We start from the raw sequence: 10,702 nt of genomic DNA, 5'->3' as shown, positions 1-10,702 counted from the left end.
GGGGTGTGTAATATGGCAAAAAATCGTACAGGTCGCGTAAGCGAGCAAATCAAAAAAGAACTTAGCTTGCTCATTCAGAGTGAGCTTAAGGACCCGCGGGTTGGATTCGTAACCGTAACTGGTGTTGAAGTAACTAATGATTTATCGCAAGCCAAGGTATTTCTAAGTGTACTTGGTGATGCAGAGCAACAAGAAAATTCCTTGCGAGGTCTTGAAAAGGCAAAAGGCTTTTTAAGAAGTGAGCTTGGTAAAAGAGTGCTTCTACGTCATACACCAGAATTGATTTTTAAAATTGATGAATCTGTTGCTTATGGCAGTCGGATTGAGAAGCTGCTTGGAGATGTAAAACAGGAAGAAAATTGATTTATAAGGAGACGGCAATGCGAGATTATGAACAGGAGCTACAGCAGAGTCAACAATTTCTGACAAAGCATGATGATTTCCTAATTGTGTCGCATGTACAGCCGGACGGAGATGCAGTCAGTTCTACCCTTGTGGTGGGCTGGCTTCTCTCATGTTTGGGTAAAAAATATGTTATGGTGAACGAAGGAGCGGTTCCTAGTCGTATGTTAGATCTGGAACATGCGTCAGACATCATAAATTTGTCAGTGGCACCTTTAGATCGTAAATATTCTCATGTTATTTGTGTAGATTGTGCTGATTTTGCTAGGGTTGGAACAGTAAAGCAGTATTTTAATGAGGATGTACAAATTTTAAATATTGATCATCATGCTACAAATGATAGCTATGGTGCAGTCAATTATATTGTGCCAGATGCTGCAGCAACGGCTGAAATCTTGTTTGATTTAGTAACCTATATGAAACTAGAATTAACAAAGCCCGTTGCTACTGCACTATATACAGGACTTTTAACCGATACAGGTGGTTTCAGATATTCAAACACAACACCTAAAGTGATGCAAATTGCGTCAGAATTACTGAAGTACGGAGTTGACGGGCCTGGAATTTGTCAGAGACTGTTAGAAGAAATGAGTCCTGCTCAAATGAAGTTACTAACTAGAGCACTTAATAATCTATTTATGTCTGAAGATGGAAAGATTAGTTGGGTGGTCGTTAACGAGCAAGATTTGGAGGCGACAGGTGCTGTATACGAAGACCTGGAAGGACTTGTTAATTATCCGAGAAACATTCAAGGTGTTGAGGTAGGTTTATTATTTAAGGTTATTAATGACAATGCTGTGAAGGTAAGTATGCGTTCAGCAGGACTAGTGGATGTAGCGGAAGTTGCCCATCATTTTGGCGGCGGTGGTCACGTGAGGGCTGCTGGTGTTAAAATGCTAGGGAATGTAAATGATATTATTAACCTTATCATAGAACAGGTGAAATCAAAATTATGACAACCACTTATGAAGGAATTTTACCTGTGTTTAAGCCCGCAGGATTTACCTCACATGATGTTGTCGCCAAAACAAGAGGCATTTTAGGAATGAAGCGCATCGGTCATACCGGGACGTTAGATCCTGCAGTGACTGGTGTTCTTCCTTTATGTCTAGGCAGAGCGACAAGAATGGTTGAATATTTGCAGGAGCTTCCTAAGCAATATGAAGCAACACTTTTGCTGGGGATTGCAACAGATACTGAAGATATGTCCGGAACGGTCACTGAGAAGGTAAACGAGGTTAATGTGACTCAAAAACAGATCGAAGATGTTATTCAATCTTTTATCGGTACGATTTCTCAAATACCTCCGATGTATTCTGCTTTGAAGCAGGATGGGAAACGACTTTATGAGCTAGCTAGACAAGGTAAAGTAGTTGAACGTAAACCAAGGGAAGTTGTCATTCATAAGCTTGAATTAATTTCGGTAAACTTGGAACAGGAACAACCCACCATTACATTTTCTGTACTCTGCTCCAAAGGAACGTATATCCGAACGCTATGTGTAGATATAGGGCAAGCTTTAGGTGTTCCTGCTGTGATGTCTGATCTAAAGCGAACGATGTCTTCTGGCATTTCATTACATAAATGCTTGACGTTTGATGACATTGTGCGTTATACCAAAGAAGGAACTTTGCAATCGAGGCTCTTGTCTGTAGATGAAGCCGTTGATTATTTGCCAGCATACTCAATTACAGAAATGACAATGAACAGAGCCTTGCAAGGTCAAACAATATCTCCACAATATCTGACTCCAACGATTGAAGAAGGAGTAGGATTATTAAGATTATATGGTCCTAATCAACAGTTTTTAGGTATTTTTCGCTTAGAGGAAAATCGTGGGATACGTCCTGTCAAAGTTTTTCATCCTTAAAATTTGGAAAATACTCATATTAGTGAAAATGCAGGTGAAGCAAGCATGGAAACAATCCAGTTATCTTATCCGTTATCTCAAAATATTATTGAAAATCATACACAACCTCAAATTTTAGCAATTGGTCAATTTGATGGATTGCATCTTGGTCATCAGAGTGTGATTTTAGAGGCAAAGACGATTGCTAATTCTAACCAATTACCACTATCAGTCATGACTTTTTATCCGCACCCTAAAGAAGTGATGAAAAAGGGGAAATATGAAGGTTACTTGACGCCGCCTGCGCTTAAAGAGCAAATTTTGCAGGAAATGGGCATTGATTACTTATATATTGTAGATTTTGATGATGCTTTTTCACAGGTGAGTCCAGCGGCATTTGTACAAGGCATGTTATTGCCACTTCAGGTGCATACTGCTGTAGTTGGTTTTGATTTTAGGTATGGTTATCTGGGTGCGGGGGATGCAAGCACCTTGGCTCAATTAAGTGGGAATTGCTTACATGTCCAAACCGTTTCTCCATTTTTAATTAATGCTGAGAAGGTAAGTAGCTCAGGAATCCGTGTCGCTCTTCAAGAGGGTAATATGGGATTAGTTCAGCAATGGTTGGGACGTCCATATATTATTACAGGAATTGTGAATCACGGTGAAAAACGTGGGCGTAAAATTGGATACCCAACTGCAAACCTAAAGCCAAATGAGCATTTTGTGTTACCCACCCGTGGCGTGTACGCGGTGAAGGTAAGGTATAAGGACCAATGGTTAAAAGGAGTAATGAATGTTGGCGTTAAGCCTACGTTTCATGACAATATGCCTGAAACGACTTTAGAAATTCATTTATTTGATTTTGCTGGTGATTTGTACGATGAACAATTACTTGTACATTTAGTCCAATTTATTCGTCCTGAAATGAAATTTAATGGTGTGGAATCGTTAGTGGCACAAATTGCACAAGATTCAGAGAGCGCAAAAGCGATCTTAGCATAAATATTTACTTTCAAATAGGCATTGTGGTATACTACTATATGTTGTTGGGATTTAAAGGGGACAACTCTTATACCTAACAATCATAACCTTAGCTTGGTTGTATGGTCTCACCGCCGATAACGAGGCTAATGGCGATTAGATAAAGGAGGTGAACAGGATGGCATTAACTCAAGAACGTAAGCAACAATTGATTGAAGAGCACAAAACTCATGAATCCGATACTGGATCCCCAGAGGTACAAATTGCTATCCTTACGGAGAACATCGTGAATTTGACTGATCACTTGCGTACACACAAGAAGGATCATCATTCCCGTCGCGGTCTTTTGAAAATGGTAGGTCAACGTCGTAAATTGTTGGCATACTTGAAAAACAAAGACGTACAACGTTACTCTGCATTGATTGAGAAGCTCGGATTGCGTCGTTAATTTGTTGTAACCAAAGCAGCCTGGTGTCTCCTAAACGCTGTGTCAGCGTTTAAGGTGTCACTAGGTTGCTTTTTAAAGTGATACTAAAATGAATAGTTAGCGACAACGTAAATTTTGTTGCTTTTTTAAAAAATAGCACCGAATAGGGTGCTTTTCTTATGAATGGCATAAAAAAAGGAAATAATGTAGTTTGTATAGAATTTATAACAAACTGCAATTTTACAAAAGATGATTTAATTAAGGAGGGATTTCATGGAAAAGAATGTAACGATGCAATTAGGGGGCAGAACTTTAACCCTTGAGACTGGACGTTTAGCTAAACAAGCAAATGCTGCGGTCATGGTTCGTTATGGCGATACGGCTGTATTATGTACAGTAACGGCTTCTTCTGAACCAAAGGACCTTGACTTTTTTCCATTAACAGTAAACTACGAGGAAAAGTTGTATGCTGTAGGTAAAATACCTGGTGGGTTTATTAAACGTGAAGGTCGTCCAAGTGAAAAGGCAATTTTGGCTAGTCGTTTGACAGACCGTCCGATTCGTCCACTATTCCCAGAAGGTTTCCGTAATGATGTGCAAATTGTTAACTTAGTGATGAGTGTGGATCAAGATTGCCAACCTGAAATTGCGGCAATGATTGGAACCTCTGCAGCACTAAGTATTTCTGACGTTCCATTTAATGGTCCGATTGGTGGAGTAGCGGTTGGGCGTATAAATGGAGAGTTCGTAATTAATCCTGACATTGCCCAGCAAGAGCAAAGTGATATTTATGTTGTAGTTGCAGGTACGAAGGATGCAATTATGATGGTAGAAGCAGAAGCGAATGAAGTGCCGGAAGAAGTAATGCTTGAAGCCATTATGTTTGGCCACGAGGAAATTCGCAAAATTGTTGCTACAATTGAAGAGTTTGTAAGTATTGCTGGGAAAGAAAAAATGGAAGTTGTGCTTCATGCTGTAAACAGTGAAGTTAACGCAGCTGTGCGTGAATTTGCTCAGACTCGTCTAGTTGAGGCTGTTAAAATTGCTGAAAAGCATGAACGTCAAGACGCAATTGATGCCATTAACAATGAAACTGTAGCTCATTTTGAGGAGAAGTACATAGAGTCTCCAGAGCTTTTGGATGATGTGAAAGAAGTACTTCATGATATCGTCAAGGAAGAGGTTCGTCGCCTCATTACTCATGATAAAGTACGTCCTGATGGTCGTAAGTTGGATGAAATCCGTCCAATAGAATGTGACACCAATTTACTTCCACGTACACATGGTTCTGGTCTGTTTACACGTGGACAAACCCAAGCACTCAGCATTTGTACTTTAGGTGCACTTGGTGATGTGCAAATCCTAGATGGTATTCATCTGGAAGAATCTAAACGCTTTATGCACCATTATAATTTCCCTCCATTTAGTGTTGGTGAAGCTCGTCCATTACGTCCTCCAGGTCGTCGTGAAATTGGACATGGTGCACTTGGTGAAAGAGCCTTGTCTAAAGTTATTCCAAATGAGACCGAATTCCCGTATACGATTCGTTTGGTATCCGAAGTGCTTGAATCTAATGGTTCAACCTCTCAAGCAAGTATTTGTGCAAGTACACTTGCGATGATGGATGCAGGTGTTCCGATTAAAGCGCCTGTAGCTGGCGTAGCAATGGGATTAATTAAAGATGGAGAACATGTATCCATTTTGACAGATATTCAAGGGATGGAAGATCATTTAGGTGATATGGACTTTAAGGTTGCAGGTACTGCTGAAGGTGTAACTGCGATTCAAATGGACATTAAAATCGATGGAATTGATCGTCAAATTTTATCCGATGCATTGTCACAAGCAAAAGAAGGACGTATGTTTATTTTATCCAAAATGATGGAACGGATTAATAAGCCAAATGAAAGCTTATCTAAATATGCACCTAAAATTACAACGATGAACATTAATCCTGATAAGATTCGTGATGTCATTGGTGCAGGTGGTAAAATCATCAACAAGATTATTGAGGAAACTGGCGTTAAAATTGATATTGAACAAGATGGTCGCGTATTTATTGCTTCAACTGATGAAGAAATGAATAATAAAGCACGTTCAATTATCGAAGGTATTGTAAAAGAGGTTGTTGTTGGTGAAATCTACATCGGAACCGTAAAACGGATTGAGAAGTTTGGTGCTTTTGTAGAAATTTTACCTGGCAAAGATGGTTTGGTGCATATTTCACAATTGTCTACTGAGCGTGTAGCTAAGGTTGAAGATGTTGTGGCCATCGGTGACTCTATTACAGTTAAGGTAACTGAAATTGATCAGCAAGGACGTATTAACTTATCTCGTAAAGTTGTATTAACGTCTGAACAACAATCATAATGAAATAACTTTATAGATTCATGGTTAGGCTGGAAAGAGGCGGAATGATTTTATTCTGGCTCTTTTTTAAAGTTTATCCTCCTAAATGTTGCATAATAGAGGGCTTGTTCACATATGATGAGGACAAATAGAAGGTGAAGGGATGAGCCTGCCATGAATCGTAACAAGCTAATGCTTGTTGTATTTGTTGTCTTATTTGTGTTTGTGTTGGGTAAGTATTCGGGCGTTCAGGATTTTATCGTTGCTGGTCAAGAGAGTGGAGCCTACACATTTGATGGTCTTAAAAATGATGGTGAGAAAGATGCATTGTTAAAGGAAATTGAACAAGAGGCTACAAAACGTTATATTGCTCCAATTGATGCTAAGATAGACCGAATTTGGAAGGCAATCCCTGGCTATAATGGCGTCGAGGTTGATATCGAAAAAACGTATTTGCAAGCTAAAAAACAACAAGCAGGAGCGCCAATTCCATTTGTATATCGTGAAGTCCCACCAGCAGTAAAACTAGAGGATTTAGAACCAAATCCAATTTATCGTGGCAATCCAGCAAAACCAATGGTCGCATTGATGATTAATGTAGCATGGGGGAATGAGTACATTATTCCTATGCTTGATAGTCTTGATAAAGCTAAAGTCAAAGCGACATTTTTTTTCGATGGAAGTTGGTTAAATAAAAACACAGAGTTAGCTTTAGAAATTAAGAAAAGAGAGCATCAGATTGAAAATCATGCTTACTCACATCCCAATATGAGCAAATTAGCTCGTAGTCGGGCAACTTTAGAAATATCAAAAACGAAGGACTTACTAGCCTCACGGTTAGGCGTGAAAAATGAATGGTTTGCACCACCATCAGGTGATTTTAATGATCAGACTGTAAAGCTGGCAGCGGAGCAAGGCTTAAAGACGGTATTGTGGACACTTGATACGGTAGATTGGAAAAAACCAAATCCGTCTGATGTTGTAGCAAAAATATCGAAGCATGTCGAGGCAGGGTCTTTAATTTTAATGCATCCAACCGCCTCATCAAGTCAGGCCTTAGCTGGAATGATTACAGCTATTAAATCTAAAGGCTTACATATCGGAACCGTTGCACAAGTGTTATCTCCTAATCGTATCGAAGCGACTACATTTGAGTAATTTTCGCTTTTTTGATAAGCTTTGTAAGTATGCCTTTATTAATGATTCATTCTTTAGAAAGAATGGACGAGAAGTGTAAATAGGAGGGCCTTTCATGAAAAAGATTGTATTGAAAAATGGCCTTCGTGTGGTCATGGAAACGATTCCTGCTGTTCGTTCTGTTTCATTTGGCATCTGGGTGAAAACCGGATCTCGGAATGAAACGATAGAAACAGGAGGGATTTCCCATTTCATAGAACATATGTTGTTTAAGGGTACCGACCGTTTTGAAGCGAAGGATATTGCAGAACAATTTGATGCCATTGGTGGTAATGTCAATGCATTCACATCCAAGGAATACACTTGTTATTATGCAAAAGTATTGGATGCACATTTACCGATCGCGATGGATATATTGTCCGATATGTTTTTTAATTCGACAATTGATGATGAAGAATTACGTAAGGAAAGAAACGTAATTTTAGAAGAAATTTCGATGTATGAAGATACACCGGATGATCTAGTGCATGATCTTGTTGTCCAAGCCTCATATGGAGATCATTTACTTGCTGCACCTATTTTAGGCACAGAAGCTAAGCTGAATCCAATGACTTCTGCTCATCTTAAACAGTACATGCGTGAACGTTATACGGTTGAAAATACAGTCATTAGTATTGCAGGGAATATTGACGACTCTGTTATACAGTTAGTTGAGCAATATTTTGGACACTTTGAGGGAAGAGGACAGGAGCAAATGATTGAAGCCCCTGCTTTTTTGAGTGGGTTAAAGTTTCAAGAGAAACAGACAGAGCAAAATCATATCTGCATGTCTTTCCCAGGTATTCAAATTGGGCATCCTAAGCAATATGCCATGGCACTTATTAACAATGCTTTAGGTGGAGGAATGAGCTCTAGATTATTTCAGGAAATTAGAGAAAAACGTGGTTTAGCGTATTCAGTCTACTCCTACCATTCTTCTCATGCGGATAGTGGATTATTTACCGTCTATGCAGGCACAGCACCAAAGCAAACAGAAGAGGTAATTAAGCTCACCACAGATTTATTACATGATTTTTCTATTCATGGACTTAATCAACATGAGCTCCGTAAGGGGAAAGAACAGCTAAAAGGAAGCTTAATCTTAAGTTTAGAAAGTACAGGGAGTCGGATGAATCGTCTCGGGAAAAATGAGCTAATGATTGGACGTCATGACTCATTAGATGATATGATAACACGCATTGAAGCCGTAACCAGTGAAGATATAAAAGAAGTTATACATGTGATGTTTGCCCAGCCATATGCTGTTGGTATGGTAGGTACGTCAGATCGTGTATTAACAGATTTAAGGAGAGATGAACTTGTCATTTGAAGTACAAATTAAACGTTTAGCTGGAAATGAAGATATTGAATTGCCTCGTAAAATGTCAGAGCTTGCCTCAGGCTTTGATTTGTTTGCTGCCGTTACAGAGGATATGATATTTAACCCTGGCGAAAGAGGTTTGGTACCAACTGGCATTGCGATCGCAATGCCAGGGGGACTTGAGGCACAAATCCGTCCTCGTAGTGGACTTGCCTTTAAGCATGGAATTACATGCCTCAACACACCTGGAACGATTGATGCAGATTACCGTGGAGAGATTAAGGTGTTACTCATTAACCTTGGTCAGGAGCCATTTGCAATTAAGCGCAATGAGCGTATTGCACAGATGGTCTTCCAGATTGTACCTGAGGTAAAGCTACACCAAGTTGAAGAATTGTCTGAAACCGTTCGTGGTGAAGGTGGCTTTGGTCACACTGGAACTAATTAATTCCTTAGGTTAGCCCAAGATGTACTGGATAAATTATTCAGCATCTTGGGCTTTTTTTATTTTTGATCACATACTAGGCGGCTCTATGGAACCACTTGTTAGGCGGCGGCATAAGATGATCTATACGCCGTTGCTTGGAAGGAGTGCCTGCTTTAATGTTAACTGGCATAACAATTATTTTTGTTGGTGGGGATGCGCGTCAAATTGAAGTGATTAATAAATGCACTGAGCTTGATGCAATTGTTAAAGTTATAGGTTTTGATCAAACACAGGTGCCGCTTCATGGCGTCACGCATGAAACTTTGCAAATAGAGGTTTTGGCCAAAGCAGATGTCATTGTATTACCTGTTGCTGGCTGTGATGATCAAGGAAAAGTAATAACGCCATTTTCAAATTTAGAGTGTTTCTTAAGCGATGAGCTTTTTGGAGCAATTCGTAAGGAAGCTTTAGTTTTTACAGGTATTGCTAAGAAATTGCTAAAAAGGAAAAGCGAAGAGCTTGGTTTTAGGCTGATCGAGTTAATGGAACGTGATGAAATTGCGATTTATAATTCCATTCCGACCGCCGAAGGCGCCGTTATGATGGCGATTCAAAATACGGATATTACATTACACGGTTCAACCTGTGTTGTGCTTGGTTTAGGTCGTACTGGCTTTACTTTAGCTTCTACACTACAAGCTTTGGGTGCAAACGTTCGGGTAGGTGTGCGTAGACAGGTGCATATGGCTAGAGCAGTCCAAATGGGCTGGAAGCCTTTTGCAACAACGGATTCCAAGCTCTATGAGGGGCAAATTGACTTGATTTTTAATACAATTCCGACTATGATAGTCACAGCGCAAATTATCTCGAAATTGCCTCGGGAAGCTGTCATTATTGATTTGGCCTCAGCTCCTGGAGGAACGGATTTTCGTTTTGCAGAGAAAAGAGGGATCAAAGCTCTGCTCGCTCCTGGCCTACCTGGAATTGTTGCTCCCAAAACCGCTGGAATGATTATTGCAAATACAATATGTCATTTGGTCATGGAAGAGTTTCAATTACGGGGGGATGAAAAGTGAATTGGCAGGGGAAAACGGTAGGTTATGCGGTCACCGGTTCGCATTGTACATTTGCAGAGGTTATGCCGCAAATTCAGCGTTTTGTGGATGCCGGTGCTGATGTAGTTCCAATTATATCTCAGTCTGTCATGATGACAGATACGAGATTCGGTAAATCAGAGGGTTGGCGTAAACAGTTACAGGATATAACGGGCAGAGACATCATTTCAACTATTGTGGATGCAGAACCGTTAGGTCCTTCTAAATTATTAGATGTGCTTGCCATAGCACCATGTACAGGGAATACAACAAGTAAGCTTGCAAATGCAATGACGGACAGTCCAGTATTAATGGCAGCTAAGGCTCAGCTTCGCAATGGACGCCCCGTTGTGATCGCAGTTTCTACAAATGATGGGCTTGGCTTTAATTTAGCGAATATTGCAAAATTAATCGTTGCCAAAAATATTTATTTTGTTCCTTTCGGACAGGATAGTCCAACCGGTAAGCCGAACTCACTTGTTGCTAAAATGGAGCTTATTCCTGAAACGTGTTATGCTGCATTATCTGGAGAACAACTTCAGCCACTGATTATTGAAAAATTTCGGCAATGATATATGTAGATCATACAATCTCATAGGAGATTTCCGAAAAATTGGTTCCACAGGTGATGACGTTACGATTGTACAAAAAATGAATCAGAATAGGGAACAGA

Annotated in this window: 11 protein-coding genes; all 11 read left to right on the top strand. The window is 39.9% G+C overall.

Features of this window, described 5'->3' with window-relative positions; all coding sequences use genetic code 11:
- The first annotated feature begins 12 nt into the window (after positions 1 to 12).
- The 11 genes from rbfA to J2Z32_RS03685 all read left to right on the top strand — a co-directional run bounded on the left by rbfA (position 13) and on the right by J2Z32_RS03685 (position 10,601).
- Complete coding sequence (rbfA, locus tag J2Z32_RS03735) at positions 13 to 363, top strand: 30S ribosome-binding factor RbfA (RefSeq protein WP_210087812.1); 351 nt, start codon at positions 13 to 15, stop codon at positions 361 to 363.
- Between the two features lie 17 nt (positions 364 to 380).
- Positions 381 to 1,358, top strand: coding sequence for a DHH family phosphoesterase (locus tag J2Z32_RS03730; protein ID WP_210087811.1), 978 nt, complete (start codon positions 381 to 383; stop codon positions 1,356 to 1,358).
- On the top strand, positions 1,355 to 2,272 hold the full coding sequence (gene truB, locus J2Z32_RS03725) for a tRNA pseudouridine(55) synthase TruB (protein WP_210087810.1): 918 nt from the start codon (positions 1,355 to 1,357) through the stop codon (positions 2,270 to 2,272). Before J2Z32_RS03730 ends, truB begins: the two co-directional genes overlap by 4 nt.
- A gap of 45 nt (positions 2,273 to 2,317) precedes the next feature.
- A complete protein-coding gene (locus tag J2Z32_RS03720; protein WP_210087809.1) occupies positions 2,318 to 3,256 on the top strand; it encodes a bifunctional riboflavin kinase/FAD synthetase in 939 nt (312 codons plus the stop codon).
- A gap of 157 nt (positions 3,257 to 3,413) precedes the next feature.
- Positions 3,414 to 3,683: a 30S ribosomal protein S15 gene (gene rpsO, locus J2Z32_RS03715; protein ID WP_210087808.1), complete on the top strand. Its 270-nt coding sequence runs from the start codon at positions 3,414 to 3,416 to the stop codon at positions 3,681 to 3,683.
- A gap of 252 nt (positions 3,684 to 3,935) precedes the next feature.
- Entirely contained in the window at positions 3,936 to 6,032 is a 2,097-nt protein-coding gene (pnp, locus tag J2Z32_RS03710) for a polyribonucleotide nucleotidyltransferase (protein ID WP_210087807.1), read from the top strand.
- Positions 6,033 to 6,185: 153 nt separating this feature from the next.
- Positions 6,186 to 7,169: a polysaccharide deacetylase family protein gene (locus J2Z32_RS03705; RefSeq protein ID WP_210087806.1), complete on the top strand. Its 984-nt coding sequence runs from the start codon at positions 6,186 to 6,188 to the stop codon at positions 7,167 to 7,169.
- Positions 7,170 to 7,263: 94 nt separating this feature from the next.
- Entirely contained in the window at positions 7,264 to 8,517 is a 1,254-nt protein-coding gene (locus tag J2Z32_RS03700) for a M16 family metallopeptidase (RefSeq protein ID WP_210087805.1), read from the top strand.
- A complete protein-coding gene (gene dut, locus J2Z32_RS03695; protein WP_210087804.1) occupies positions 8,507 to 8,956 on the top strand; it encodes a dUTP diphosphatase in 450 nt (149 codons plus the stop codon). Before J2Z32_RS03700 ends, dut begins: the two co-directional genes overlap by 11 nt.
- A 155-nt stretch (positions 8,957 to 9,111) precedes the next feature.
- Positions 9,112 to 10,011 carry a dipicolinate synthase subunit DpsA gene (gene dpsA, locus J2Z32_RS03690; protein ID WP_210087803.1) on the top strand — a complete coding sequence of 300 codons (900 nt, stop codon included), beginning with the start codon at positions 9,112 to 9,114 and terminating at the stop codon, positions 10,009 to 10,011.
- Positions 10,008 to 10,601: a dipicolinate synthase subunit B gene (locus J2Z32_RS03685; RefSeq protein WP_210087802.1), complete on the top strand. Its 594-nt coding sequence runs from the start codon at positions 10,008 to 10,010 to the stop codon at positions 10,599 to 10,601. The genes dpsA and J2Z32_RS03685 overlap by 4 nt, the downstream gene beginning before the upstream one ends.
- Positions 10,602 to 10,702: the final 101 nt, after the last annotated feature.

Origin of the sequence: Paenibacillus turicensis (genome assembly GCF_017873435.1) — a bacterium.
Lineage (GTDB): Bacteria > Bacillota > Bacilli > Paenibacillales > Paenibacillaceae > Fontibacillus > Fontibacillus turicensis.
Note: the sequence above shows the minus strand (reverse complement) of the source record. Positions and strands in the feature narration are given on the sequence as shown.